The 26,627-nt window shown below is 71.0% G+C and carries 24 protein-coding genes, 1 pseudogene and 1 riboswitch; of the genes and pseudogenes, 8 read left to right on the plus strand and 17 right to left on the minus strand.

Annotated elements, in window-relative coordinates:
* Positions 1–83 precede the first annotated feature (83 nt).
* Positions 84–854: an ABC transporter ATP-binding protein gene (locus tag SYYSPA8_RS33810; protein WP_323451252.1), complete on the plus strand. Its 771-nt coding sequence runs from the start codon at positions 84–86 to the stop codon at positions 852–854.
* A 79-nt stretch (positions 855–933) separates the two neighbouring features.
* Positions 934–3,483, plus strand: coding sequence for an ABC transporter permease (locus SYYSPA8_RS33815; RefSeq protein ID WP_323451253.1), 2,550 nt, complete (start codon positions 934–936; stop codon positions 3,481–3,483).
* Positions 3,484–3,573: 90 nt separating this feature from the next.
* On the opposite strand, the gene SYYSPA8_RS33820 is transcribed toward SYYSPA8_RS33815, so the two are convergent.
* Both SYYSPA8_RS33820 and SYYSPA8_RS33825 read right to left on the minus strand, forming a co-directional pair.
* Positions 3,574–4,854, minus strand: a complete 1,281-nt coding sequence (locus SYYSPA8_RS33820; protein ID WP_323451254.1) for a cyclopropane-fatty-acyl-phospholipid synthase family protein — start codon at positions 4,852–4,854, stop codon at positions 3,574–3,576.
* A 239-nt stretch (positions 4,855–5,093) separates the two neighbouring features.
* Positions 5,094–6,473, minus strand: coding sequence for an NAD(P)/FAD-dependent oxidoreductase (locus tag SYYSPA8_RS33825; RefSeq protein WP_323451255.1), 1,380 nt, complete (start codon positions 6,471–6,473; stop codon positions 5,094–5,096).
* 443 nt (positions 6,474–6,916) lie between these two features.
* On the opposite strand from SYYSPA8_RS33825, the pseudogene SYYSPA8_RS33830 reads away from it, so the two are divergent.
* Positions 6,917–7,042 (plus strand): annotated as a pseudogene (locus tag SYYSPA8_RS33830) (type II toxin-antitoxin system Phd/YefM family antitoxin); the annotation flags it as partial.
* A gap of 106 nt (positions 7,043–7,148) precedes the next feature.
* On the opposite strand, the gene SYYSPA8_RS33835 reads toward SYYSPA8_RS33830, so the two are convergent.
* From SYYSPA8_RS33835 to SYYSPA8_RS33865, 7 genes are all read right to left on the minus strand, one after another.
* Entirely contained in the window at positions 7,149–8,075 is a 927-nt protein-coding gene (locus SYYSPA8_RS33835; RefSeq protein ID WP_323451256.1) for a Ppx/GppA phosphatase family protein, read from the minus strand.
* Positions 8,076–8,109: 34 nt separating this feature from the next.
* The gene (locus SYYSPA8_RS33840; RefSeq protein WP_323451257.1) at positions 8,110–8,643 is read right to left on the minus strand and encodes a DUF501 domain-containing protein; all 534 of its coding nucleotides are present in this window, start codon (positions 8,641–8,643) and stop codon (positions 8,110–8,112) included.
* Positions 8,644–8,748: 105 nt separating this feature from the next.
* Entirely contained in the window at positions 8,749–9,219 is a 471-nt protein-coding gene (locus SYYSPA8_RS33845; RefSeq protein WP_323451258.1) for an FtsB family cell division protein, read from the minus strand.
* Positions 9,220–9,379: 160 nt separating this feature from the next.
* Positions 9,380–10,666, minus strand: coding sequence for a phosphopyruvate hydratase (gene eno / locus SYYSPA8_RS33850; protein ID WP_323451259.1), 1,287 nt, complete (start codon positions 10,664–10,666; stop codon positions 9,380–9,382).
* A 280-nt stretch (positions 10,667–10,946) separates the two neighbouring features.
* Positions 10,947–11,690, minus strand: a complete 744-nt coding sequence (locus SYYSPA8_RS33855; RefSeq protein ID WP_323451260.1) for a transglycosylase family protein — start codon at positions 11,688–11,690, stop codon at positions 10,947–10,949.
* Between the two features lie 3 nt (positions 11,691–11,693).
* Positions 11,694–11,886, minus strand: a riboswitch (cyclic di-AMP (ydaO/yuaA leader).
* A gap of 258 nt (positions 11,887–12,144) precedes the next feature.
* The gene (locus SYYSPA8_RS33860; protein WP_323451261.1) at positions 12,145–13,179 is read right to left on the minus strand and encodes a transglycosylase family protein; all 1,035 of its coding nucleotides are present in this window, start codon (positions 13,177–13,179) and stop codon (positions 12,145–12,147) included.
* A gap of 158 nt (positions 13,180–13,337) precedes the next feature.
* Positions 13,338–14,636, minus strand: a complete 1,299-nt coding sequence (locus tag SYYSPA8_RS33865) for a cytochrome P450 family protein (RefSeq protein ID WP_407706144.1) — start codon at positions 14,634–14,636, stop codon at positions 13,338–13,340.
* A 271-nt stretch (positions 14,637–14,907) separates the two neighbouring features.
* Here SYYSPA8_RS33865 and SYYSPA8_RS33870 point away from each other — a divergent pair, with 271 nt between their 5' ends.
* Positions 14,908–15,261, plus strand: coding sequence for a hypothetical protein (locus SYYSPA8_RS33870; protein WP_323451263.1), 354 nt, complete (start codon positions 14,908–14,910; stop codon positions 15,259–15,261).
* A gap of 969 nt (positions 15,262–16,230) precedes the next feature.
* The gene (locus SYYSPA8_RS33875) at positions 16,231–16,485 is read left to right on the plus strand and encodes a hypothetical protein (RefSeq protein WP_323451264.1); all 255 of its coding nucleotides are present in this window, start codon (positions 16,231–16,233) and stop codon (positions 16,483–16,485) included.
* Between the two features lie 47 nt (positions 16,486–16,532).
* On the opposite strand, the gene SYYSPA8_RS33880 is transcribed toward SYYSPA8_RS33875, so the two are convergent.
* The 4 genes from SYYSPA8_RS33880 to SYYSPA8_RS33895 all read right to left on the minus strand — a co-directional run bounded on the left by SYYSPA8_RS33880 (position 16,533) and on the right by SYYSPA8_RS33895 (position 19,034).
* Positions 16,533–17,957 carry an eCIS core domain-containing protein gene (locus tag SYYSPA8_RS33880; RefSeq protein ID WP_407706145.1) on the minus strand — a complete coding sequence of 475 codons (1,425 nt, stop codon included), beginning with the start codon at positions 17,955–17,957 and terminating at the stop codon, positions 16,533–16,535.
* 124 nt (positions 17,958–18,081) lie between these two features.
* A complete protein-coding gene (locus SYYSPA8_RS33885) occupies positions 18,082–18,579 on the minus strand; it encodes an NUDIX domain-containing protein (protein ID WP_323451265.1) in 498 nt (165 codons plus the stop codon).
* Positions 18,580–18,714: 135 nt separating this feature from the next.
* Entirely contained in the window at positions 18,715–18,843 is a 129-nt protein-coding gene (locus SYYSPA8_RS33890; protein ID WP_323449373.1) for a hypothetical protein, read from the minus strand.
* A 2-nt stretch (positions 18,844–18,845) separates the two neighbouring features.
* Positions 18,846–19,034 carry a hypothetical protein gene (locus SYYSPA8_RS33895; protein ID WP_323449374.1) on the minus strand — a complete coding sequence of 63 codons (189 nt, stop codon included), beginning with the start codon at positions 19,032–19,034 and terminating at the stop codon, positions 18,846–18,848.
* Between the two features lie 100 nt (positions 19,035–19,134).
* Between SYYSPA8_RS33895 and SYYSPA8_RS33900 the strand changes: the two genes are divergently transcribed.
* From SYYSPA8_RS33900 to SYYSPA8_RS33910, 3 genes are read left to right on the plus strand one after another with little or no spacing between them, the layout of a single operon-like run.
* The gene (locus tag SYYSPA8_RS33900; RefSeq protein WP_323451266.1) at positions 19,135–19,971 is read left to right on the plus strand and encodes a helix-turn-helix domain-containing protein; all 837 of its coding nucleotides are present in this window, start codon (positions 19,135–19,137) and stop codon (positions 19,969–19,971) included.
* Complete coding sequence (locus SYYSPA8_RS33905) at positions 19,968–20,168, plus strand: DUF397 domain-containing protein (protein ID WP_323451267.1); 201 nt, start codon at positions 19,968–19,970, stop codon at positions 20,166–20,168. Before SYYSPA8_RS33900 ends, SYYSPA8_RS33905 begins: the two co-directional genes overlap by 4 nt.
* Before the next feature lie 21 nt (positions 20,169–20,189).
* Entirely contained in the window at positions 20,190–20,375 is a 186-nt protein-coding gene (locus tag SYYSPA8_RS33910; protein ID WP_323451268.1) for a DUF397 domain-containing protein, read from the plus strand.
* Between the two features lie 74 nt (positions 20,376–20,449).
* Here SYYSPA8_RS33910 and SYYSPA8_RS33915 read toward each other — a convergent pair whose 3' ends face one another.
* From SYYSPA8_RS33915 to SYYSPA8_RS33930, 4 genes are all read right to left on the minus strand, one after another.
* Positions 20,450–23,758 (minus strand): S8 family peptidase, encoded by a 3,309-nt coding sequence (locus tag SYYSPA8_RS33915; RefSeq protein ID WP_323451269.1) that lies wholly within the window; start codon positions 23,756–23,758, stop codon positions 20,450–20,452.
* A 354-nt stretch (positions 23,759–24,112) separates the two neighbouring features.
* A complete protein-coding gene (locus tag SYYSPA8_RS33920) occupies positions 24,113–24,880 on the minus strand; it encodes an HAD family hydrolase (protein WP_323451270.1) in 768 nt (255 codons plus the stop codon).
* 179 nt (positions 24,881–25,059) lie between these two features.
* Positions 25,060–26,004: a 3-oxoacyl-ACP synthase III family protein gene (locus SYYSPA8_RS33925; protein ID WP_323451271.1), complete on the minus strand. Its 945-nt coding sequence runs from the start codon at positions 26,002–26,004 to the stop codon at positions 25,060–25,062.
* Positions 26,001–26,582, minus strand: coding sequence for a DUF2165 family protein (locus tag SYYSPA8_RS33930; protein WP_323451272.1), 582 nt, complete (start codon positions 26,580–26,582; stop codon positions 26,001–26,003). The genes SYYSPA8_RS33925 and SYYSPA8_RS33930 overlap by 4 nt, the downstream gene beginning before the upstream one ends.
* Between the last annotated feature and the right edge of the window lie 45 nt (positions 26,583–26,627).

The following is a 26,627-nucleotide window of genomic DNA, read 5'->3' on the forward strand; positions in this document are numbered from 1 at the left end:
GTCCCCTTGAGAGACGGTCCCGCAGTGACCGTCCCCCCGGGAACGTCTCTCACGCTCGAACCGCCCCGAACAGGAGTCCCTCCGTGACCACCACGCCCATCGCATACCGTGCCACCGCCGTGGCCGCCCGCGCCACGGATCTGTCCAAGGTGTACGGGGAGGGCGAGACCCAGGTGGTCGCCCTGGACCATGTGACCGTCGACTTCCGGCAGGCCGAGTTCACCGCGATCATGGGCCCCTCCGGTTCGGGCAAGTCGACGCTGATGCACTGCGTCGCCGGCCTCGACACCTTCAGCTCCGGCTCGGTGCGGATCGGCGAGACGGAGCTGGGCTCCCTCAAGGACAAGCAGCTCACCCAGTTGCGCCGGGACAAGATCGGCTTCATCTTCCAGGCGTTCAACCTGCTCCCGACGCTGACCGCGCTGGAGAACATCACGCTGCCGATGGACATCGCGGGCCGCAAGCCCGACCAGCAGTGGCTGGACTCCGTCATCGACATGGTCGGGCTCTCCGGCCGGCTGAGCCACCGCCCCACCCAGCTCTCCGGCGGCCAGCAGCAGCGCGTGGCCGTCGCCCGCGCCCTCGCCTCCCGCCCCGAGATCATCTTCGGTGACGAGCCCACCGGAAACCTGGACTCCCGCTCCGGCGCCGAGGTGCTGGGCTTCCTGCGGAACTCCGTGCGCGAGCTGGGCCAGACCGTGGTGATGGTGACCCACGACCCGGTGGCCGCCTCCTATGCCGACCGGGTCGTCTTCCTGGCGGACGGCCGGATCGTCAACGAGATGGCGAACCCCACCGCCGACATGGTGCTCGACCAGATGAAGGCGTTCGACGCCAAGGGCCGGACCAGCTGAGCCGTACCGCCCCCGCCCAGCACACCCCCGGCCCTTCAGGACCCGCCCGCCCGGCGGGCCCGCTACCCAGGACTTGACTATGTTCCGTACCGCCCTGCGCAATGTGCTCGCGCACAAGGCCAGACTGCTGATGACCGTCCTCGCCGTGATGCTCGGCGTGGCCTTCGTCTCCGGCACCCTGGTCTTCACCGACACCCTCGGCAACGCCTTCAGCAAGCAGTCCGCCAAGAGCTTCGACGACACCGCCGTCGTGGTGGAGAGCCCCACCCGGGACAACGGCTTCGAGTCCAAGGACCTGGGCCTCTCCACCGCCACCCTGAAGAAGATCAGCGCCGTCGACGGCGTCACCGACGCGACCGGACGTGTGTCCGGCTTCGCGGGCGTCGCCGACCAGAAGGGCAAGCTGATCGGCAGCGGCTGGGCCAACCGGGGCGGCAACCACTTCCCCGGCGGGGACGGCAAGGACGCCGCCTACGACTTCGTCCAGGGCTCCGGCCCCAGGACCGGCCAGATCGCCCTCGACCAGGACACCGCGGAGAAGGGCGAGTACAAGGTCGGCGACACCGTGCGGGTCGCGACCAACGGCCCCGTCACCGAGTACCGGCTCTCCGGCGTCTTCACCACCGAGGACGGCGCCGTGAACGCCGGCGGCAGCCTCGTCCTCTTCGACACCGCCACCGCCCAGAAGCTCTACCTCAAGCCCGGTCACTTCAGCCAGATCACCGTGACCGGCGCGGCCGGCGCCGCCGAGGACAAGATCCTGGCCGACGTCAGGAAGGTGCTGCCCAAGGGCGCCGACGCCGAGACCGGCCAGACCCTCGCCGACGACCAGGCCGAGATGATCAAGCGCGAGATGAACGGCCTCAACACGATGCTGCTCGCCTTCGCCGGCATCGCGCTCTTCGTCGGCATCTTCCTGATCGCCAACACCTTCAGCATGCTGGTCGCCCAGCGCACCAAGGAACTGGCCCTGCTGCGCGCCGTCGGCGCCTCCCGCGGCCAGGTGCGGCGCTCGGTGATCCTGGAGGCCGCGGTGGTCGGCCTGCTCGCCTCCGCCATCGGCTTCGTCCTCGGTCTCGGCCTCGCCACCGGGCTCCGCTCCGGCATGGGCTCCATCGGCGCGCAGATCCCCGACGGCCCGCTGATCATCTCCACCACCGCGGTGCTCGCCGCGTTCGGTGTCGGTGTGCTGATCACCGTGCTGGCCGCCTATCTGCCCGCCCGCCGCGCCGCCCGGATCGCCCCCGTGGCCGCCATGGGCAGCGCGCACCTCCCCGCGAGCAACAAGTCGCTGCTGGTCCGGAACATCATCGGCGCGGTCCTCACCTCGATCGGCCTGGTCCTCGTCTTCGCCGGCGCCTCCGCCAAGGGCAGTGAGGGGCGGATGCTCATCGGCGGCGGTGTCTTCCTCGCCCTGATCGGCGTGATCGTCCTGATCCCGCTGCTCTCCCGCCCGGTGATCGGGATGGTGCGTCCGATCCTGGACAAGGGCTTCGGCGTGGCCGGCAAGCTGGCCCGGCAGAACGCCCTGCGCAACCCCCGCCGTACCGGGGCCACCGCCTCCGCGCTCGCCATCGGCCTCACCCTGGTCACCGGCCTCACCGTCATCGGTGTCACCCTCGGCACGGCCATCGACAAGGCGACCACGGAGAACGTCCGCGCCAACTACATGGTCATGATGGCCAACCAGAGCCCGCTGGACCGCTCGGCGCTGACCGCCCTGGAGAAGGCCGACGGCGTCACGGCGGTCTCCCCGATGCAGCTGCTCAGCGCGGAGATCAAGAACTCCGACCGGGACATCACCGCCGTCACCCCCGGCGACATCGAGAAGGTCGCCACCATGAAGGTGGCCTCCGGCTCCCTGGACACCCTCGCCGACGGGCAGATCGCCATCGCCGAGAAGACGGCCGACAAGAACGGCTGGAAGCCCGGCGACACCATCCCGGTGACCTTCACCAAGGGCGGTGACACCGTCTCGAAGGAGACGAAGAAGCTCACCGTCGGCGCGGTGTTCACGGAGAACGAGCTGGTCTCCTCCTACCTCGTCTCCACCGACCTGGTCGCCTCCTACGACCCGAACCCGTACATCAAGGAGATCTGGGTCGCCATGGACGGCGGCGAGTCCTCCGCCAACGAGCAGGCCCTGATCGACGCGCTCGGCGACAACCCCAGCGTGAACATCATGGGCAAGCAGGACATCCGCAATATGTTCGGCGGCATCATCAACACGATGCTGAACATCATGTACGGCCTGCTGGGCATGGCCCTGATCATCGCGGTCCTCGGTGTCATCAACACCATGGCGATGTCGGTCTTCGAGCGTCAGCGCGAGATCGGCATGCTGCGGGCGATCGGCCTGGACCGGGGCCGGGTCAAGCGCATGATCCGCCTGGAGGCCGTGGTCATCTCGCTCTTCGGCGCGGTGGTCGGCATCGTCCTCGGCACCTACATCGCCTGGGCGGTCGGCGAGACCTTCAAGGCCAGCATCCCCGGGTACGTCCTGGTGCTGCCGTGGGGCCGGATCGCGATCTTCCTGCTGCTCGCCGGTGTGGTCGGTGTCCTGGCCTCGCTCTGGCCGGCCCGCAGCGCCGCGCGGCTGAACATGCTGACGGCGATCAAGACCGAGTAGGTCCGAAAGGCCCGTCCCCACGGCGGAGCCCCGTGGCCCGGAGCGGAAGCTCGCGGGCCACGGGGCTTTCTCCATCCCCGGGTACGAGCGTCAGTTCCAGGTACGGGTGCGCAGCGGCAGCCCGGAGGCCCCGTCCGGCCCGGTCCGTACCGCGAGGACCTGGTTGACGCCGATCCGGTTGGCCTCGAATGCCAGCGCCGACGCGGCCATGTAGAGCCGCCAGACCCGGGCCCGCCCCGGCGAGGTGAGCGCGACCGCCCGCTCCCACTCCGCTTCGAGCCGCCCCACCCAGCGGCGCAGGGTCAGCCCGTAGTGCTCGCGGATGGACTCGACGTCCCGGACTTCCAGGCCCGCCTCCTCCAGCGCGGCGACGGTGGTGCCGAGCGGGGACAGCTCCCCGTCGGGGAAGACATAGCGGTCGATGAAGGCGTCCACGTGGTAGCTGGTGCCGGGCTCGGGGCGGCGGGCGATCTGGTGGTTGAGCAGCCGCCCGCCGGGCCGCAGCAGCCGGTGCAGGCGCAGCGCGTACTCCCCGTACCGGACCTCGCCGACGTGCTCGGCCATCCCGACCGACGCGATCGCGTCGTACGGCTCGTCCCGTACGTCCCGGTAGTCCTGGACGCGGATGTCGATCCGGTCGGTGAGCCCGGCTTCGGCGATGCGTTTGCGGGCGTACGCGGCCTGCTCCCGGGAGAGGGTGATCCCGGTGACGCGGGCGCCGTACTCCCGGGCCGCGTGGATGGCCAGGGAGCCCCAGCCGCAGCCGACGTCGAGGAGCCGGGTGTCTTCCGTAAGTGCCAGTTTGCGGCAGACGAGGTCGAGTTTGGCCCGCTGGGCGTCCTCCAGACTCTCCCGCCCGTCCGGCTCTCCCCAGTAGGCGCAGGAGTAGACCATGGACGGGCCGAGGACCAGCTCGTAGAAGTCGTTGCCCACGTCGTAGTGGTGGCTGATGGCGGCCCGGTCGCGGCGCCGGGTGTGGGAGAGCCCGCCCCGGCGGCGGGCCTCCTCGGCGGGCGGGGCCGGCGGGGGCAGTGCCCCGGCCAGGCCGGTCAGGGCCCGCAGTCCCGCGCGGACCTTCGGGTCCCGGGGCGTCAGGCTGCCGGGCATGCCGGCGCCGTAGGCGACGAGCCGCTCCATCGCCGTGTAAAGATCCCCCTCGACGTCCAGCTCCCCGGCGACCCAGCCCCGGGCGAGCCCGAGTTCGCCCGGCCGCCAGAGCAGCCGGCGCAGGGCCCGGCGGTGGCGTACGACGAGGACGGGGCCCTCCGGCGGGCCGGACTCGGAGCCGTCCCAGGTGCGGACCCGGAGCGGAAAAGGACTGCCGAACAGCTCTTCGACAAGGCTCGTCAACCGCAGTGCGGTGTCGGCCATGGCGCACACCTCCGTGGTGGGGTCGATGCGGGTGTCCCGGCGTAGGCCCCCTCCTTCCACGGAACACGTCGCGCACTGTGCGTGCTTCCCGGCGACGGGCCCTCCCCCACGGTTTGTGCCACGGTCCCCCTCGCACGGCGGTGCGCGCGGCGGCCGAGGGGGTGTCCGGGTACGCCGAAGGGCCGCCCGCACCACGGATGGCGGGCGGCCCTTCGGTGTGAAGCGGGGTGCGGCGGAGGTCAGCCGGCCTTGGCCTTCTCCGGCGCCGGGGCGGCGGCGGCCGGGGCGGGCTTGGCGGCCTCGTAGAACTCCTCGCGCGGCGACTGGATCGCGCCGAGCGAGACGACCTCGCGCTTGAGGAACATGCCGAGCGTCCAGTCCGCGAAGACCCGGATCTTCCGGTTGAAGGTCGGCATGGCCATGCCGTGGTAGCCACGGTGCATGTACCAGGCGAGACGGCCACGGAGCTTGATCTTCATCTTGCCCATGACGATCATCGCGACGCCCTTGTGCAGGCCGAGGCCGGCGACGGCGCCCTTGTTCGCGTGGCTGTACTCCGACTGCGGGAAGCCGCGCATACCGGAGATGACGTTGTCGCCGAGGACCTTGGCCTGGCGCAGCGCGTGCTGGGCGTTCGGCGGGCACCAGGCGTTCTCGACGCCGGCCTTGCGGGCGGCGACGTCGGGGATCTGGGCGTTGTCGCCGGCGGCCCAGATGTAGTCGCTGCCCTGCACCTGGAGGGTGGTCTGGGTGTCGACGTGGCCGCGCGGGCCGAGCGGCAGACCGAAGCGGGCGAGCGCCGGGTTCGGCTTCACACCGGCGGTCCACACGATGGTGCTGGCGTCGACCTCCAGGCCGTTCTTGAGCACCACGTGCCCGTCGACGCAGGAGTCCATCGAGGTCTGGAGGTAGATCTCCACCCCGCGGCCCTCAAGGTGCTCCTTGCCGTACTGGCCCAGCTTGGGGCCGACCTCGGGAAGGATCTTGTCGGCGGCGTCGACGAGGATGAAGCGCATGTCCTCGCGCTTGACGTTGCGGTAGTACGTGGCGGCGTCGCGCGCCAGGTCCTCCACCTCGCCGATGGTCTCCGCGCCGGCGAAGCCGCCGCCCACGAAGACGAAGGTCAGCGCCTTGCGGCGGACTTCCTCGTCCGTGGTGGAGTCGGCCTTGTCCAGCTGCTCCAGGACGTGGTTGCGCAGCCCGATGGCCTCCTCGATGCCCTTCATGCCGATGCCCTGCTCGGCGAGGCCGGGGATCGGGAAGGTGCGGGAGACGGCGCCGAGCGCGATGACCAGGTAGTCGAAGGGCAGCTCGTACGCCTCGCCGACCAGCGGCGCGACGGTGGCGACCTTGCGGTCCTGATCGATGGTGGTGACGCGGCCCGTGAGCACCTCGGCCTTGGGCAGCACGCGCCGCAGCGGGACGACGACATGCCGCGGCGAGATGCTGCCGGCGGCTGCTTCGGGGAGGAAGGGCTGGTACGTCATGTACGACCGCGGGTCGACGACCGTGACGGTCGCCTCGCCGTACCGCATCTTCTTGAGGATGCGGCGTGCCGCGTACAGGCCTACGTACCCACCGCCTACAACGAGGATCCTGGGACGCTCCGTGGTGCTCATGCCATCGAGTATCCACCCCCCTGTCGGGGGGTGCTCGTGAGCCCCTTCACAAGAACTACCACACCCCGTGCTACACTACGCGGCCCTTCAAGCCCGGCGGGGTGTCCGAAAACCGGACCATTGACTCTACCGGGCCGGTCACACCCCCTGTGAGCTGGCCTTTAACCGTTCCTTACAACTGGACCACAGGGGCTGTTCACACCCCTGACATATGCCGGGAACGACCCCGACCCGCCACCGCAGGGTCGAATGGCCCAGCGGGACGGGCCTTTTGGCCTTGCGGGGCGCCCATCAGGGGCCTTTTCCTTGTGAAGAACTTCACGAACTTCTTCGCGGGAGGGTGTATCACGTGCGTGAGGGGGCGCGGCCGACGCTTTCGCCCACACTGCGCACCCGGCGGTGTGTACCTTCCTTCCATGGCTCAGCACGAGGTGTCCGTACGGGAGGAAGCGGCCGACGCGCTGCTGGCCCGCGAGGCGGAAGCGGTACTCGCCGAGGGTGGTCCCACCGTGACCATGGCCGAGTTGGTGGCGGACCTGTTCGCCGAGGGCGCCGACGGCGAGGGGTGAGGGGCGGCCGCCGGAGCCCGAAGGCCCCGGCGCCGCGTACGCTGATGGTCACCCGTCGGTGGTGGCCACACTCCACCCGATCCCGTCGGGCAGCGCCGGCCAAGTGCTACTGAAGGTCCTCAGCCACCTTGTAGGCGATCCCGTCCAGGATGTCGTGCTCGCTCACGACCACCTCCCGGGCCCCGGTCCGGTCCATGATCGCGAGGAGGACGAGGGCGCCGGAGACGATGACGTCGACCCGGCCCGGGTGCATCACGGGGATGGCCGCGCGCTGCTCGTGGGTGGACTCCTGGAGGGCGCGGGTGATCTCCGCGACCCGCTCGTAGGGGATCCGGGCGTGGTGGATGGCCGCCGAGTCGTACGCGTCCAGGCCGAGCGCGATCGCGGCGACCGTGGTGACGGAGCCGGCGAGGCCCACCAGGGTGCGGGCCTCGCGTATCGGCACCGTCTTCTCGGCGAGGTCGAGGGCGGCCTCGATGTCGGCGCGGACCGCCGCCAGCTCCGCCGGGGCGGGCGGGTCGCTGCGCAGATGGCGTTCGGTCAGCCGGACGCAGCCGATGTCGACCGAGCGGGCCGCCTCGACGTGCGCGCGGCCGGTGACGAACTCGGTGGAGCCGCCGCCGATGTCCACGACGAGGCGTTCCTCGTCGCCCGGCAGTTCCTTCGTGGCGCCGGTGAAGGAGAACTCGGCCTCCTCCTCGCCGCTGATCACCTCCGGCTCGACCCCGAGGATGTCGAGCACGCCCCGGACGAAGTCGTCGCGGTTCTCGGCGTCGCGGGAGGCCGAGGTGGCGACGAAGCGCACCTTCCCGGCCCCGTGCTCCTCGATGACCGCCGCGTACTCGCGGCACGCGGCGAAGGTGCGCTCCAGCGCCTCGGGGGCGAGCCGGCCGGTGCGGTCGACGCCCTGGCCGAGCCGGACGATGGTCATCCGGCGGTCCAGCTCGGTCAGCGTCCCGGTGACGGGGTCCGCGTCGGCGACCAGCAGGCGGATGGAGTTTGTACCGCAGTCGACGGCGGCGACCCGGGTCATGCGTGGCTCCTCGAAGACGGGGACGGGAGGGTGGTCAGTGGGCGGCGGGCTCCGCGCAGGGCGTGACGCACGGCCCCTTGGCCCACCACTCGGGCAGCATCGCGATGGCCTCGTCGCCCAGCGGGTTGACCCCGGGGCCCGCCGCCAGCGAGTGGCCGACCAGGACGTGCAGGCACTTCACCCGGTCCGGCATGCCACCGGCGCTGGGGAAGCCCGCCAGCACCTCGATGGCGTCGCGGCGCGCGATGTAGTCCTCGTGCGCGGCCCGGTAGGCGTCCGCCAGCTCCGGGTCGGTGGCCAGCCGCGCCTGCATCTCCTTCATCACCCCGTTGGCCTCCAGGGTGCCGATGGCCGACGCCGCCCGGGGGCAGGTCAGGTAGTACAGGGTCGGGAAGGGGGTGCCGTCGGGCAGCCGGGGCGCGGTCTCGACGACGTCCGGCTGACCGCAGGGGCAGCGGTGCGCGATCGCGCGGAGCCCGCGCGGCGGGCGGCCGAGCTGCTGCTCGAAGGCGGCGATGTCCGCGTCGGTCGGCTCGGTCGGTTCGGTGTGGGGAGGAGGGGTTTCCATGCCTGCCTTGGCTCTGCTGTCTCGGTGGTTCTGCGCTCGGTGGTTCTGCTGGTACGGAGGGCGTACCCGGGCACAGAGGGGTACGTGGGCGGCCGGCCCGGTCGGTCAGGGGCGGTCCGCGCGGTCCACGCCGTCCCAGACGTTCGAGTACCAGGGGCGGCCCTCCGCGTCGTCCCCGTCACGGGGCCGTTCGGACGCCCTGGGGTCGATCATGGTGTATCCGGCCTCGCCCGGCAGCACATAGTGCAGATGCTCCCGGGCCAGGCGCCGGATGTACGTGTCGTCCTGGAGCCGGGCCTTCTCGTCCCGCAGGCGTTCGACCTCGCGCTCCGCCTCGGCCATTCTCTCCCGCTGCTCGGCCATGTCGCCGCGCTGGGCCACGTACTGCCGCATGGGGTAGGCGAGCGCCACCACCAGCGAGCAGACGACCAGGGCGAGGAAGGCCGCACGGCCGGTGAGCCGGGAGCGGCGGGCCTGCCGGCGGCTCTGCGAGCGGTGGACGCGGGCGGCGGTCTGCTCCCCGAGCAGTCGCAGCCTGGTCGCGGTGGAGAACCGGTCGCGGTCCTTCCCGGCCATGTCGTGTCCGCCTCCCCTGTACTCCGCCGTCGCACTCCGCCGTGCTCTCCGGCACGCACGCCGACGTGGCGGCGTCCCCGGACACGGTACGGGACCGAGGCCGGGGACGCCGGTACGACGGGGCTGTACTGCCCGGGGGTGCCGCCCCGCGGGGGCTTTGTCAGCCCTTGAAGCGGGGGAACGCGCTGCGGCCCGCGTAGACCGCCGCGTCGTCCAGGATCTCCTCGATGCGCAGGAGCTGGTTGTACTTGGCGACGCGGTCCGAGCGGGCCGGGGCGCCGGTCTTGATCTGGCCGCAGTTCACCGCGACCGCGAGGTCGGCGATGGTGACGTCCTCGGTCTCGCCGGAACGGTGGCTCATCATGCACTTGAAGCCGTTGCGCTGGGCCAGCTCGACGGCGTCCAGCGTCTCGGTGAGCGAGCCGATCTGGTTGACCTTGACGAGGAGCGCGTTGGCCGAGCCCTCCTCGATGCCGCGGGCGAGGCGCTCCGGGTTGGTGACGAAGAGGTCGTCGCCGACGATCTGGACCTTGGAGCCCAGCTTGTCGGTGAGGACCTTCCAGCCCGCCCAGTCGTCCTCGAACAGCGGGTCCTCGATGGAGACCATCGGGTACGCGGAGACCAGCTCCTCGTAGTACTCGGTCATCTCGGCGGCCGAGCGGGACTTGCCCTCGAACTCGTACTTGCCGTCCTTGTAGAACTCGGAGGCGGCGACATCGAGCGCGAGCGCGATCTGCTCGCCGGGGATGTAACCGGCCTGCGTGATGGCCTCGACGATGAGGTCGAGCGCGGCGCGGTTGGACTCCAGGTTCGGGGCGAAGCCGCCCTCGTCGCCGAGACCGGTGGACAGGCCCTTGGTCTTCAGCACCTTCTTGAGGGTGTGGTAGACCTCGGCGCCCCAGCGAAGGGCCTCGGAGAAGGACTCCGCGCCGATCGGGGCGATCATGAACTCCTGGATGTCGACGTTGGAGTCGGCGTGCGACCCACCGTTGAGGATGTTCATCATCGGAACGGGCAGCAGGTGCGCGTTCGGGCCGCCCAGGTAGCGGAAGAGCGGCAGGTCGGACGCCTCGGAGGCGGCGTGGGCCACGGCGAGGGAGACGCCGAGGATGGCGTTGGCGCCGAGGGACGACTTGTCCGGGGTGGCGTCCAGGTCGAACATGGCCTGGTCGATCAGGCGCTGCTCGGTGGCGTCGTAGCCGACCAGCTCGGGGCCGATCTGCTCGATGACCGCGAGGACGGCCTTCTCGACGCCCTTGCCGAGGTAGCGGTTGGGGTCGCCGTCACGAAGCTCGATGGCTTCGAAGGCACCGGTCGAGGCGCCGGACGGAACGGCAGCACGACCGGTGCTGCCGTCGTCGAGGCCGACCTCGACCTCGACCGTGGGGTTGCCTCGGGAGTCCAGGATTTCCCGGGCTACGACGACGTCGATGGACGGCACGAGCATCTCCTTCTGGGATGTGACGCATGGAGTGCAGGGCCGCGATCGGCCTTGCGACAAGAGCCTAACCGGCGGGCGGGGTCCGTCCCCTCGGATGCCCGACCGCTGGGACGAAAAAGATAAAGAAATACAGCAGGGCGGGGCAAAACGCCGCAAAGCTACCGCTCAGTAGCGGTTGGTACGAGGGATCGGGCCCGGGAAAGGCCGGAGCCCCGGTCCGGCGCGAACGGGGGGAAGCGCGCCGGACCGGGGCGGTCCGTGGCCCGGGAAGCACCCGGGGGGCGGGTCAGCGCAGGTGGAGCTGCTGACCCACGTAGATGACGTCGGCGTTGTCGACGATGTCCTCGTTCAGCTGGAACAGCTTCTGCCAGCCGCCCTTGACGCCCTTGGCCTCGGCGATGGAGCTGAGCGTGTCGCCGGCCTGCACCGCGTACTCGCCGTCGCCCTTGAGGAAGCCCTTGGCCGGGGCCTGGGACGGGGCGGACTGCTGCTGCACCGGGGCGGCGGCGGGGGCGCGCTCGGCGGAGCGGGTCACCGGGGCCTCGGCGCGCTGCTGCGGGGCGGCCTGCTGCTGGGGCGCCTGCTGCTGCGGGGCCGGCTTGGTGGCCTGCTTCGGGGCCTGCTGCACCGGGGCGGTGGTGGAGCCGCCGCCGTACGGGGTGCTGGAGAGGCCCACGCCGCACTTCGGCCAGGCACCCTTGCCCTGACCCGCGAGGGTCTTCTCGGCGATGGCGATCTGCTGCGACTTGCTGGCCTTGTCGGCGGTCGGGGCGTAGGCGGTGCCGCCGTACGCGGCCCAGGTGGAGGCCGAGAACTGGAGGCCGCCGTAGTAGCCGTTGCCGGTGTTGATGGACCAGTTGCCGCCGGACTCGCACTGGGCGACCTTGTCCCACTCGGCGGCCGTGGCGGCGGTGGCGGTGCTCGCGCCCATCAGCGGGGCGGCGACAGCGGCGCCGGTGACACCGGCGAAGGTCACGACGCGGACGGCCTTGGACGGACGGCGGTGCTTGCCCTTGCCGGAAAACAGCATGGAGATCTCCCTCACCGACGCCTGCGAAGTGAGCTGTCGGGTTCGGGCCAAGTGAGTTGCCCGGCCGTGCGACTGGCGCACGGCTTCACCCCCAGCCGGTTCGACTGCTGGGCGAACGGTTCACGAACCGTTCGTCAGCGGCCGGGACCGGCGCAAACCTTGGGTCCCCCGCTCCTGCCTCCGGCGCTGTGAGCGTCGTGTTTCCCCCCGACCGACGGCAGGATTCGGCGTGACGGTCGACGGTGCCCGCTGTGGCGAGCGGTCAGACCGTACGCACAGCCCTCCCCGATGTTCAAAGATGAACATCGGGGAGAAATCGCCCATCTCACCACTCCGGATCTTGACGTTTCCGCAGGTGAGGCCTGGAATTCAATATTCCGGATCGAGCCGGGGCAGAGATTTCGCAAAGAGACCCTTGTCTCATTTCTGCAAACCAGGACAAACCCCGGCGCAACTACTGCTGCGCGGCGCTGAGATCCAGGCTCTGACCAGGGTGGATCAGGTCGGGGTCGGCGCCGACCTCCTTCTTGTTGCGCTCATAGAGGGAGTTCCACCCGCCCTCGACCTTCTCGGCCTCGGCGATGGCGGAGAGGCTGTCGCCCGGCTGGACGGTGTACGCGGACGGCGAGGTGCCCGCCGCGCCGGTCCCGACCGTGACACCGGCCTTCTGTGCCGCACCGGACAACGCCGCGCCGTCGCGGGCCGCGTCGCCGCCGCGCGAGGTCTGCGGGGTGTCGGCCGCCCGGTCCCGGACCTCGTCCGAGGCGGCCGTACCGGCCGGTGAGGAGGCGTCGGCCGCCGGGGTGGTGCCGTCGGCCGCCTCGTCGGCGGGTGCGCCCCGGTGCTTGCCGCCGCCCGCCGGGGCCTCGGTACCGGAGCCGGTGGTGCGGTCGGGGCCGTTGCCGACGCCCTGGGTACGGGCCGGCGCGGGGTCGGTCCCCTCGGTGGCGCCCTCCGTGCCCTTGCCGCCGCCCCCGCCCGACGCCTTCGCGTCCGGGGTGGCGGTGTCGCGGGCGGTGCCGCTGTCGGCCGACTTCCCGGCCTCCTGCCCGGCCGCCTTCCCGGCCTTCTCCGGCGCCGTGGCGGACCTCTTGGCCGGCTTCCCGGCCGCGGGGGCCTCCGAGGTGGTCTTCCCGGCCGCGCCCGTGCCCGTACCGGCGTCCGTGCCTGTACCGGTGCCGGAGGCGGTCAGACCGGCCATCTCGGCGCACGTGGCCCACGCCTTGGCGCCCTGGGCCGCGAGAACCTTCTCGGCCACGGCTATCTGCTGGGCGCGGCTGGCGAGATCGGGGCGGTCGGCGATGTCCAGACCGCCGAAGTTCTCCCAGGTCTGCTGCGACAGCTGGAGACCGCCGTAATAACCGTTGCCGGTGTCGGCGCTCCAGGCGCCACCGCTCTCGCATTCGGCCACGCGGTCCCATGTGGCGGACTCGGCGGCGGTCGCCGAGCCGGCGCCCAGGAGCGGGATCGCGATGGCCGATCCTGTCACTCCCGCCGCGACGACGAGTGCCGGAGCCTGACGGGGTCGGCGATGTCGACCATTCCCGGTGAGCATGCGGTTGCCTTTCGCGAGACTGCTGAGACGGGGTGAACGTAGCCGCAGTCGAACATCAGTCACAAGTCGATGCAGCGGAGATCACGCGAACATCACGACCCTGACGGCTCGTCAATTCCCTGCGCTCTCCCGCCGAAATCGAACTCAACGGGCAGGGTGCGCAATCCCCGCATAATCAGGCCACCGCGCCACCGCAAATCGGACGGATCCGCCGCGAGTCGGAGGTCCGGCAACCGGGTGAAAAGGGTCGCCAGCGCGGTCTGCGCCTCCAGCCGCGCGAGCGGCGCCCCGAGGCAGTAATGGATGCCGTGCCCGTACCCCAGATGCTGGCTGTCCCGCCGCGACAGATCCAGCACGTCCGGCCCCTCGAACCGCTCGGGATCCCGGTTCGCCGCGGCCAGCACCACCAGCACCGGATCACCCACCGCGATCGCCTGACCACCGATCACCAGCGGCTCCGTGGCAAACCGCCACGTCGCCATCTCCACCGGCCCGTCGTACCGCAGCAACTCCTCCACCCCGGTCTCCAGCAGACCCCGCTCACCCGCCGCCAGGGACTCCTGGAGCCGGCCCCGCTGCACCGGGTCGCGCAGCAGCGCGAAGGTCCCGTTGCCGATGAGATTGACCGTGGTCTCGAAACCGGCGAAAAGCAGGATGAAGGCCATCGCCGCGGCCTCGTTCTCCGTCAGATGCTCCCCGTGGTCGCTCGCCCGGATCAGACCCGAGATCAGATCGTCCCCGAGATCGCCGCGCTTGCGGTGGATCAGCTCCAGCAGATACCCCCGCATCTTCTTCACCGACCGCGCGACCCCACCGCGCGGCCCGCCCCCGTGCCGGATCATCATCCCGGCCCAGTCCCGGAAGTCGTCCTGGTCCTCCGGCGGGACACCCAGCAGATCGCAGATGGCGTAGATGGGGAGCGGGAACGCGAACTCGTGGATCAGGTCCGCCTCCCCCTTCTGCGCGAACCCGTCGATCAGCCGGTCCGTCAGCTCCTGCACCCGGGGCGCGAACTCCGCCACCCGGCGCGGAGTGAACGCCTTGGAGACCAGCCGGCGCAGCCGTGTGTGATCCGGCGGGTCGATATTGAGCAGGTGCGTCATCAGCTCGGCCTTGCGCTCCCCCGGGATGCCCGTCTTCCCCTTGGCGTGCGCGGGCTCCGCGTGATGCGCCGGATTCTTCGACAGCCGCTGATCGGCCAGCGCCTGCCGGGCATCCGCGTACCGGGTCACGAGCCACGCCTCGACGCCACTGGGCAGCCGGGTCCGGTGCACCGGGGCGTGCTCGCGGAGCCAGGCGTAGGCGGGGTACGGGTCGGTCGCGAACTCCCAGGTGAAGAGTTCGGGGGCGGGGGGAGGGGTTTCGCTCACCCTTCGACGGTATCCGGCCATGGTGGAGAACGGCTGCGGTAGGGGTGTGCGGTGCGGTGGGCCCGCGCCGCCTTCTCCCGGGTACGGGTACGGGGGCGCCCGGCCGCTCCGGCAGCGGTTCACGCGGAGACGGTCATCAACCTGGCCGACCGGTCGAACTCCGGATTCATCGGCAGGAAGCTGGACGGGCTTCGGGAGAGTCTTGCCCCGCTCCTGTCCGATGCCCGAGCCTCGGACCTGGATCACCGAATCGCGGCGCTGTCGCGTACCGCATGACGAGAGGGACACGTGCATGAGTGACGGTCGGATCTTCCGCGAGGCGTGGATTGCCGGTGTGACCAAGCACTACCCCGGCGAGCCGAAGCCCGGTTACGTCACGCCGTGGGACCAGACGCCCGAGTGGGAGCGCGCAGCCGCCGCAGCCGTCTACGGGCAGGTGCGCGACTTCATCACGACCAGCGACGGTCACGCCGCACGGCTCACCCGCGAGCAGAAGGGCCGCTTCGTCGCGATCTGCTGGACCGCGCAGATGTTCAAGCACTTCGAGGACCCGAAGCCCGGGTACGTCGCCGACTGGGCCGACCTGCCCGCGTGGCAGCAGCAGACGGACGCGGACATCTTTGAAGCCATCGAGCGGGCCGTCTGACCCCGGGAATGGCAAGGCCCTGCCCGGCCCGTGTCGGTACGAAGGGCTGCACCCCCTTCCCTGGCACGGGGTACCGGCCGCCCGCGCCCTGCGCGAGGGTGGCCTCGCGCTGCGGGGCCCGTGTCGGTACGGGGTCCCGCACCCCCTTCCCCGGCACGGGGTACCGGCCGCCCGCACCCTGCGCGAGGGTGGCCTCGCGCTGCGGGGCCCGTGTCGGTACGGGGGCCCGCACCCCCTTCCCCGGCACGGGGTACCGGCCGCCCGCACCCTGCACGAGGGTGGCCTCGCGCTGCGGGGCCCGTGTCGGTACGGGGGCCCGCACCTGTCTTCCCCCCGCCTGGGGTACCGGTCCGCCTGTGCCGGCTGTGTGGGTGGGGGGTGCAGGGTCGCCCCCGCAGGGGATCGGCGGAGGCCGACCCGCACAAAACTTGGTGAGTACGCTCGCCGACCCCGAGGAGGTGAGCCCGGAGGCCCCGCCAACCCGCACCACACCCGGTCCCGGGCCGACCCGCACAAACCCGCCTCGCCGTCGACCCGAGCAAAAACCAGCCCCGCCGGCGATTGAGGCGCAGGGGTTCGGGGACTGGTCCCCGACGATGGCCCGCACACTGCGGGACGTTCGCCTGTGCGGCTGGGCAGGGTGCTGGTCCGTCCTCAATCGCCGGACGGGCTGGATTTGTTCGGGTGGTCCCGGGGCCGGGTGTGGTGCGGGTTGGCGGGGGCCTCCGGGCTCACCTCCTCGGGGTCGGCGGACCGAAGGCCCACGGTCAGCGCGAGCAGGACTTCCCGCCGATCCCCTGCGGGGGCGACCCTGCACCCCCCACCCACACAGCCGGCACAGGCGGACCGGTACCCCGAGCCGGGGAAGAAGGGGTACGGGCCACCCCGTCGACGCGGGCGGGCAGGGCCCCGGATTGCGCGTTCCCCCGCCGTCCGGGATGGGCATCTTGGATGGGAAGGGAGACTTCCATGGACTTGACCCCTTTCCGACCGTCACCGGGCCGCCGGTGTGAACACTGTCTCGCAGGCGTCTACTTCTTCGGCCGGTGCGGCCGGTGCGGCAACACCTGGCAGCGCGTCCGCATGATCGGCGCCGTGGTCGAGCTGACCGAGCCGTGCGCCGACCCCGAGTGCCACGGCTCCGTGAAGGTGACGACGGTGTACGACGACGCGGGCCACCCGATGTCCATCGAGCGCGGCCCGTGCTCGTCCGGACTCCACTGACCTGAGGCCGGTGGCGGCCCGTTCCCGCAGGCGATCAGCGGTGGCCCTCAGGCACGGGAGATGCGGATCACTCTGTAGTTCGGGTAGTGGACGGTCTTGTACGGGACGCTGGACCGGTCCCCGAGGTTGTTTCCCAGCTCGGCGGTCCCGCCCTCCCGCAGCTCCGGATCCGTCACGGTGTAGGTCAGAGGTATGTAGTCCGGTGTGTCGGCGTTGGCGTTGTTGAGCGCGTCGATTCTGGCGGTGAGGGTTTGCGCGAACCCCTGAGTGGGCTCGTTGTCGGTCAGCACGGAGGCGTGGCTCGACGGCCCCAGCACATGCTCCAGGCAGGTGGCCAGATCGTTGGGTGCTGCCAAATGGATCCACGGTCCCGGGTGCGGCACGAAAATGTCGGTGTGCGGCACATGGTGGCCGAACTCGGCAATGGACGCCCTGTTCGCCACCACCGAATTCTCGGGGAGCCCCGCAGCGCGGAGGGCCCTGCCGATAAGGGTCTGCGCCATCGGCATCATGTCCGGGTCGTAGGCCGACACCTGCTCACGGTCATTCGCGAGAGCGGCCAGGAAGTTGATCTCGCCAGGAGTGATGCCGTTGATCGCGCCGGTGACGGTGTTACGCACCCTCGCCATCGCCTCGGCTTGCGTGTACATCTCATCTTCATCCGCGGCCATCTCCCCGAGCCGGTTCAGCATGTTCTCGGTAAAGCCACGGTTCGCGAAGTGCGCGAGGGCGTCTCCCCGACTCTCCAGAAACAGCTCTTCGGTCCCGCCGTTCTCCACCGTGTCGTAGATGATCCGCTGGATCGCCGGCTGCCCGGCAACGCGCCCGCCCGTACCCCCGGCCTGCTGCTCCGAGGAGGAGACTGCCGACGGGGGCGACACGGACATCGCCCGTCTCGCGTTGGCCTCGGCCTCGCGTTCGAACCGGTCGGACGGGTCGGAGACGCTGAGGCCGGAGCCGTTGTCCGTCCCCGAGACGGGGCCCTGGCGCTGCTGGATCACGTGGGTGAGTTCGTGCGCCAGGGTGTGTTTGTCCGCGCCGCCGTCGCCGATCACGACATGGGTGCCGGAGGTGTAGGCGCGGGCGCCCACCTCGGCGGCGGAGGCACGGGCGGCACTGTCGTTGTGAATGCGGACATCCGAGAAGTCCGCGCCGAGACGGGCTTCCATGTCGCTGCGCGTCGCCTCGTCCAGGGCCCGGCCGGGGGTCCGCAGCACATCGTGCACGGCGGAACGCTGCACAGCGGGCCCGTTGCCCTGATGCCCGCAGCCGGCGTTGTGCTGATGCTGATCGGGCTGCGCCCCCGGGTGGCCGGCCCTGCGGAGCATCTGCACGACGGCGGCATTGCCCGCCGTCGCCTGGAGACCGGCCAGACCGCCCCATCGCGCGGGCTGCGGCACGGAGGACGGCACACGGGGAGAGGGGCGCCTCTTGTCGGCCCCGGCGGCTTTCACGTTCTCGTGGTCGTGCAAGGCAGTCCCTCATCCGGCGTGGGTTCGTCGACCCTTCCTGGATACAAGGAAGAAGACGCTCGTACCAGGTACGGACGGGCAGCGACGCGTACGACCGGACGGGCAACCATCCGGTCGACTCCGCCTAGAGGATGGGTGTGCCGTGGTGGAGGAGGGGGAGGGATTCGCGGCGTTGTTGGGCGTGGAGGGCGGCTCGGATGCGGCGTTCCTGGTAGGGGCGGGCGTATTCGCCGAGTTGGCCGAGGGGGATCCAGTGGAGGTCTTCGAGTTCGGTGCGGGCGGGTTCGGGGATGGTGGCGGTGGCTGCGTGGGAGCGGGTGAGGGTGCCGCCGTCGCAGACGATGTTGAATCCTTCGGCGGTGCCGGTGGTGGGGTTGGCGGGGATCTGGTCGAGGGCGAGGAAGTGGCTGATCCTCAGCCGGAGGCCGGTTTCCTGGGCGAGTTCGCGTTCGGCGGCCTCGGCGACCGGTTCGCCGGCGTGGGCTCCGCCTCCGGGGAGCTGCCAGCCGGGCTTGTACGTGGGCTTCACGAGCAGGATCCGGCCGGCCGGGTCCTGGACGAGGACCACGGCTCCGATCCGGCGGCGGGGCGGGGCGGTGGGGTCGATGTCGGCGTGTGCCATGAGTGTCTCCTTCGGACACAAGGGGATGAAGGGGGTGGGGCCCCGGCCGGCCCCGGTGCGGGGGAGGGACGGCCGGGGCCCCGGGGCCGCTCACACGCGGGGCAGGCGCGTGAGCGGCGTCTGAGGGAGGTGGGGTCACAGGGCGGGCGGCCTCAGGACCGGGAGCGCCGCCGTGAGCAGCAGGCCGACCGTGCCCAGGTAGAGCGTCACGGCGACCGCCACCCGTACGCGGCGGGATATGAGCCGCCGCAAACGCCGGGCCACCGTCACACCAGCTGCCGGTCGCGCACCGACGCCGGGCGGATCTCCTCCCGCGACGCCTCCCACTCCCGCCCGCCATTCACCGGCCGCAGGAAGTACACCGACCCGTACACCGCCATAACCCTTCCCAACATCTTCGCCACGATGTCGAACGCGAGATCGCCGACCGTCAGTTCACCCTTGAGCACAGCCATTCCTCTCCGTAGCGTGGCCATCGCTGAGTGAAATCAGCGTGGCCCAGGCTCTGGATCGCCGCAAATAGACGGCGCTGCACGAAAAGTTGGTGCCCATGTGGTGAACATCAAGGAACTGAATCCCAACGCCTCGCCGCAAGCAGCGTTTGGAGCACGCATCCGCCGTTTGCGGGAGGAGAGGGGGTGGAACCAGGAAGAGTTGGGGGTACGGATGCAGTACTCCGGCACCCAGATCTCGCACGTTGAAACTGGCCGCAGGATGCCGACTTTGCAGTTCGCGCGCCACGCCGACGAAGCTTTCGGTACTGGTTACAGGTTCAACTCCTTCGAACGCCAGTACCGCGAGATCAAGAATGGGAGCCTGATCGAAGGGTTCCCGGAATACATCGGACTCGAAGGCCGGGCAGCGGAGATCCGGCTGTTCGACACCGGCCTGATCCCGGGGCCGCTTCAGACGCACGCGTACGCGGCATCCCTCGAAGCGGCCAACGTCCGGCGAGGCTCCATCACGGGTGAACAAGCCGCTGAACGAGTCGAGTTCGTGATAGATCGGCAAGCCGCGCTGGTACGGGCCGTGCCACCGCTCATGATCGTGGTCCTGGACGAGAGCTGCATCCGCCGCCCGATCGGTGGGCCCGGCGTCATGAAAGAGCAGTTGGGGCGGCTGATCGAGTTTGCCCAGCAGCCGAACACCTCGCTCCAGGTCGCTCCGTTCACCATGGGGGAACTGCGCCCCTTCAACCGATTGGTGAACCTGCTGACGCTCGCGGACCGATCCATGGTCGCGTATGTCGAATCCCAGACCCAGGGCTACCTGGAGCGCGGCATCACTTCTGTACTGCCGCTGATGAGGGCCTACCATCAACTACAGACAGAAGCGCCCTCCCAAGCGGAGTCTGTCGCCATGATCAGTCAGATACGGAAGGGCACCCCGTGACGACCGAATCCCTCAACTGGATCAAGTCCTCCTACAGCGGCAACGGCGGTTCCTGCGTTGAGTGGGCACCGGATCACGCCTCCACGACCGGCATCGTCCCCGTCCGCGACAGCAAGCGTCCGGGCGGACCGGTCCTCATGGTCTCCACCGACGCCTTCACCGGACTCGTGACCCTCGCCAGGCACGCAACGGTCTAACCTCCGGAAGGGCAGGCCGTGATGAACTGGATCAAGTCTTCCTACAGCGGCAGCGGCGGCACCTGCGTCGAATGGGCCCCCGCACACGCCACCACCACCGGCATCGTCCCCCTCCGCGACAGCAAGCGTCCCGACGGCCCGGTCCTCACCGTCTCCACCCGCGCCTTCACCGGCCTGGTGACCCTCGCCAGGACCGCGACCGTCTAAAGGCACAGCGCCCAGCGTCCCGCGCCCACCGGCCCGTCAGAGCCGGTGGGCGCGGGCACGTCACACCGCCACCGTCACTTCCCCCGGTACGCGTTGTGGATCGTCATCGACCCCTTGTTGCCCTGCCTGTCGGCGACCGTCGCCCGCAGCGCGATCCCCTTCCCCTTCGCCGGGCTCTTCACCGTCACCCGGCCGTCCTTCACCACGGCCTTCCGCCAGCTCTTCCCGCCGTCGTACGACACCGACACACTCAGCGACTTGAGGCTCTTCCCGGCCGCCGGGCCCTGCACCGTCACCGGGTACGTCTGGACGCGGCCCGCCGGAGCCGTGGAGTCCAGGCCCACCGACGGGGTGAACCGGGCGATCGACAGCGGCAGTTGGCTGAACTCGGACGTGCGCTGCGAGCGGAACGTCCATGACGCGTCCACCCGCGTCGCCACCCTGGTGACACTCGTGGGCCGGGTGACCGACGTCGCCAGGGTGTAGGTCGCCTTCTTCGGCGGCAGTGCGGTGAACAGCTCGCCCGCGTCCGTCGGCCGGTCGGCCCGGCCGACCAGGCTCGTACCCCGGTGGAGCGTGGTCCGGGCCGTGGCGTACGTGGAGTCGGCCGCGTTGCCCCGGCCGTCGGCGAACAGCGGCAGATGGGCCTGGAGCGCGTCGCCCTCGCGGAACACGCCGAACGTCCCGTTGACCAGCGGGCCGTGGACGGCGGTGTTGAGGTCGACGCGGTACTTCTTCCCGGCCCGGAACTTCTCCGGCGCGGCCGACCAGTGTGCCGACTCGGGGTTCCGCCAGTCGTCGGGCGTGCTCAGCTGGTCGTGTTCCAGGGTCCACCGGATGCCCTGGGCCGTGGTCAGGTAGCTGGTCCGGCGGGACTGCGCACGCTGGTGCACCAGCGTGCTGGAACCCAGGCCGGGGGCGAACTCGCCGTACGCCATGTACTGGCTGGACTTGCCGGGGACGGAGGCGCCGAGGCCGACGTCCACCCGGGCGAAGTCCGAGGGGCGGTAGTGCTTGCTGAGGCCGGCCGGGAAGCGGGTGCCGCTGCCCTTGTGGGCGGTGGTGTAGTCGGTTCCGGGCTTCTGCCAGCTGCTGAAGGCGTGGTGGGTCACGGTGCCGCCGCCGGTCAGGGCGGGGCCGACGTGCGCGCTCCGTACGCTGTTGAGGGAGTGGAACCCGGACTGCCACTCGTACGTCGACGCCCCCTGGCGCACCACGTACGAGAGGTCCGTGATCCCCTCTCGGACCTCGGGGTCGGGCACGGTGACCCGGAACGGCCTGGTGGTGCGGGCGTCGAGGACGACGGTGGTGTCGCCCTTCAGGTCCAGCAGGGGCCGGACCATCAGGTCGGTGTCGTCGGTCACCGGGTCGTACGACTGGCCGGTGAGGGCGTAGCGCCCCTTGGGGAGCCGTACGGTCCCCTCCCCGGTGGCGGGGTCGACCGCCACGGCCCTGTCGGGGGATTCCCCGGCGGGGAAACCGATTCCGGCGGTCGCGTTCGGGTCGGGCCTGCCGTCGCGGCCGATGGCCTTGATGGTGAGGTCGTACGACTCGGGTTCGCGGTTCACGGTGGTGGCCGTGCGCACCACCGTCCGGCCGTCGGCGCCCTTGGCCACGACAATGGCCTGATACCGACCGTCGGCGGCGGCCCGGATGTCGGCGGTCACGTCGAGGGACGCGGTCCCGCCTGCGGGGACGGTCAGCCGGGGCGTGCTGAGGGTGAAGAGGCCGTCAGGGCCGGTCGCGGCGGCGAGGGACACGTCCAGGGTGAGGTCCGTCGTACCCGTGTTGCGGTAGGTGATCTTCTCGGTGACGGGCACGGCGTCGTCGTGGGGCCACCGCTGGTCGCCGAGGGAGATCGACGCGGGTTCGGCGACGACGTTCTGGGTGGTGGCCCGGTCGATGTCGATCCGGCCGGTGCCCTGTTCCCAGACGCCGTACGGGCCGGGGTCGGCGGATCCGGTGAGGGCCGCTTTGATCCGGGAGCCGGTCCAGTCGGGGTGCTGCTGCTTGAGGATCGCCGCCGCGCCCGCCGCGTGCGGGGCGGCCATGGAGGTGCCGTCCTTGTTCGTGTAGCCGGGCGGCGGGTTCCCGGTGGCGGAGCCGGTACCGGTGGCGGCGGCCGCGGTGACGGCCACTCCGGGGGCGGTGACGTCCGGCTTGACGCCGCCGCCGTCGAAGCGGGGGCCGCGGCTGGAGAAGTCGGCGATGGCGTTGTCGTCATCGACCGCGCCGACGGTGAGCGCCCCGGCGGCAGAGCCGGGGGAGTCGACGGTCGAGGGGCCCGATCCGGAGTTGCCCGCGGCGATCGCGAAGAGGATGCCCTTCTCGGCCGTGTACTTGTTGACCAGGGCTTCCATCGGGTCGATGCCCGGGGAGTCGTCGCCGCCGAGGCTCATGTTGATGACGTCGGCGCCCTGGGCGACGGCCCAGTCGATGCCCGCGAGGATCCCGGACGTGCTGCCGGAGCCGTGGTCGTTGAGGACCTTGCCGTTGAGGAGGGTCGCGCCGGGTGCGACGCCCTGGTGGGTGCCGCCGGACGCGGCGCCCGTGCCGGCGGCCGCCGACGCGACATGGGTGCCGTGGCCCCGGCGGTCGCCGGTGCCGGGGGCGCTGGAGAAGTTCCGTTCGGCGACGACGCGGCCCGCGAGGTCGGGGTGGCTCGTGTCGATGCCGGTGTCGAGGACGGCGATCTTCACCCCGGTGCCGTCGTACGAGCGCGACCAGGCCTTCGGAGCGCCGATCTGGCGGGTGGTGCGGTCGAGGCTGGCCTTCACGACGGCGTCGAGCCAGACCTTCTCGATGCCGGCGGTGGTCGTGAGCGCTCCGCCGCGGGTGGTGCGGGTGAGCGCGTCCCACAGGTCGCCCGCCCCGGTGGGGGATTCGGCGGCGACGGCCTCGGCGCCGACGGCCGGCAGGGTCCGGTGGACCGTGGTCGCCCGTGCCCCGCGTACGTCCTTCTTCGCGGATCCCGCCGCCGGGCCCGCGTAGCTGACGATGGCCTTCACGCCGTCGCCGTGGAGCCGGCGCCCCTCGGGGCTCGCCAGTTCGGTGACGTCGAACAGCCGCCGGTCGAGCTTCCCGGCCGCGATCAGGCGCTGTGCGTCGTACGGGACGACGTAGGTGCGTCCCCCGGCGCGTTCGGTCCGGACGGGTATCCTCTCGCGGCCCTCGCCGGGCCGGACCTGCGTGATCCGTCCCCCGGCGCCGACGACCACCCGGTCCCCGGTGATCAGCGTGACCGTCGTCCCGCCCTTCGTGCTCTGACGGGCCGCCCCGCCGTCCCGGTGCTCCCCCGGTGACGCGGCGGCTCCGGCGGTCAGTGCCGTCCCCAGCGTGACCGCGAGGGCCACTCTCAGCGATCTCTTCGTGCGTCCGCGCACACGTCCTCCAGTGTCTTCCCCCGGGCCCGGATGGGTTCCGTTCCTTGTGGATCCGGTGAGCGCCGGTGGAGGTGGTGGGTTCACTGAGCGCGATCGGTTGGCCGTGATTCGGACGATCTTCACTGCGTACCGGGCGCCGGGCCGCAGGTACCGGGCGCACCAAAATGCCGGAGGGACCCCGACCGGCTGTCGGGATCGCCTCCGGCATCCTGCGTGCCCGCCGTCGCGCCACCGGGGGTCGCCTCGGGCCCCGGTGTGCGCGCCGGCCGGCCGTACCCCCGGGCGGTCCCAGGTCCGCCCACGCAGGAGGGTCCGTCCGGCCGGGAGGGCAGCAGGCTTTCAGGGGGAGCGGGCCTAGGGGCGCGCGCCGGTTCCGGCGAAGAGGACGCCGGTGCCCTCCTCGCCGCCGATCCGCCTGCCCTCCGGGCCGCCGGTCGGGCGCAGCGGGTTCAGCCGCAGGCGCAGCGCCGTCACTTCCCGTTCCGCGAGATAGGACTTCATCTCGGGGTGGTCGCCGACGACGACGGGGATGCCGACGCAGTTCATCATCGGGATGTCGGAGGTGTGGTCGCCGTAGGCGTAGCACTGGGACGGGTCGACGCCGGGGTGGGCGGCGAGGAGGGTGCGTACCGCATCGGCCTTCGCCTCGCCGATCACGGGGACCTCGACCTCTCCGGTGTAGCGGCCCTCGTGTTCCAGGGGGCGGGTGCACAGCAGGTGGGCCGCGCCGACCCGGTCGGCGACGGGGGCGAGGAGCGCCGGGAAGGAGCCCGACACCAGGACGATGGTGGCGCCCCGCGCGCGGTGGTCGCGCAGGGCGGCTTCCGTGCTCTCGATGAAGAGGCCGGCCGCGTCGCGTTCGGCGAACCAGCGGGCCGCCAGTTCGGCGACTCTGTCGACGGGTTCGCCCGCGTAGAGGGAGTAGTAGGAGCGGTTGATCTCCTCCCGTGGCACGCCCGCGTCGGCCTTGGCCTGGACGTCGGCGCGGATGCGGAGGTATTCGGCGCCGCCCCGGATGCCCTGCTCGGCGATCATGCGGAACTGAAGGAAGTCGAACATGCTCTTGCAGTTGATCAGGGTCTCGTCGACGTCGGCGAAGACCAGGTAGGAGGGGGTGGGCATGGCTCGGGCTCCTTCGTGCGATGCGCGGTCGTGGCCGGTCCGGGAGGGGGGAGGGTGGGGCGACGGGGAGGCGGTACGGGTGGGGGGACCGAAATCCGGACGGGGGGTTTCCGGAATGCGGCTCTGTGGGGGGTCCGTACCGCCTGTTCACCGTCTGTGGGGGGAGTTCCGGGTCCAGGTCAGCCCCGCAGCAGGGCCGCCCCGGTCGCCATGCCGCCGCCGAAGGCGAGCAGCAGTGTCAGCCCGTCGCCGGTCAGGGCGTCCCGGCGGTGCGCGTCGTCCAGCGTGATGGGGACGGAGGCGGACGCGGTGTTGCCGTACCGGTCGATGGTGCGGTGCACGGTGACGTCCTCGGCGAGCCCCAGGGTCGGCACCAGCGCGTCGAGGATCACGCCGTTGGCCTGGTGGGCGACCAGATGGCGGATCTGCCGGCCGTCGACGCCCTGTTCGGCCAGGAAGTCCTTCACGGCCAGCGGGACCTCGGCGAGGACGAAGTCGCGCACGCCCGCCCCGTCCATGCGGAAGTGGTCGCCGGGTTCCATGTGGATCAGCCGGCCGAGGTGTCCGTGGCTGCGGAGCCGGGTGGCGATGATCTCCCCACGTCCCGGTTCGCTCTCCGGGCCGATGACGACCGCGCCCGCTCCGTCGCCGAAGAGCACGACCGTGCGGTGGTCGGTGGGGTCGAGAATCCGCGAGTAGAGGTCGGCACCGATGACCAGCGCGTACCGTCCCTGGTCTCCGCTGGAGAGCATGCCGCGCGCGGTGGCCAGGGCGTACATGAAGCCGGTGCAGACGCCGTTGATGTCGAGGGCGGCGGCGCCGCTCGCGCCCAGGGCGGCCTGGACGGCGGTGGCGGTGGGCGGCTGGGGCCGGTCGGGTGTGGAGGTGGCCAGCGCGATCACGCCGACCTGCTCCGGCTCGATGCCGGCCCGTTCCATCGCGGCGCGCGCGGCGCGGGTGGCGGCGTACGCGGTGGTGGTCTCCGGGGCGGCCCAGCGGCGTTCGACGATCCCGGTCTTGCGGGTGATCCAGCCGCTGGGGCCGCCGGTGTGGGCGACGGCCTCCTCGTTGGTCACCACCCGTTCGGGCACCCAGGATCCGGTCCCTATGACGGCGGTGGTCATCGGGACACCTCCCGCTCCAGGGCGCGCGAGGCCACGGGGACGAGGTTGGTGAGCAGGGCCACCAGGGCGCCGATGATCAGCAGGGTGAAGTGGACCATCTGGACCGGGCCGAGGTGGAGCCAGTAGCCGAAGTAGAGGCCGCTGATGAGGAAGCCCGCGAAGAGGAGCAGGAAGAGGACGAGGGAGTGGTTGACCCGGCTGATGTACTCCAGCAGGCCGGGCGAGTCCGATCTCAACACCCGGATGCCGGTGGCGACGGCACGCCACATCAGGGCGACGGTGGCGAGCTGGTAGACGATGACGGCGATCAGGGCGGGTGCGGCGAGTTCGTTGGGCAGGGCCCGCCATTCCAGGCCGTTGCCGCGCACCGGATCGTCGATCAGGGCCTCCATGTTCATGGTGGCCTGAAGCAGGGCCTTGTTGGTGCCGAAGTCGTTGATGTTGTTGATCGCGATCAGGGTGAGCCAGGCCGTGACGCCGGCGAGCAGGACCACCGAGAGCAGCAGCAGGCCGCTGCGGGTGTGGACTGGCTTGTTCTTGGCGGGTCGGGTCTCGCTTGGGCTGAGGACAGCGGTCACAGGAACTCCATTCGTGCGGTCCGGCGCGCGGACCGTGGAAGAGGG

This window comes from Streptomyces yaizuensis, assembly GCF_034961445.1.
In the GTDB taxonomy this organism is placed as follows: domain Bacteria; phylum Actinomycetota; class Actinomycetes; order Streptomycetales; family Streptomycetaceae; genus Streptomyces; species Streptomyces yaizuensis.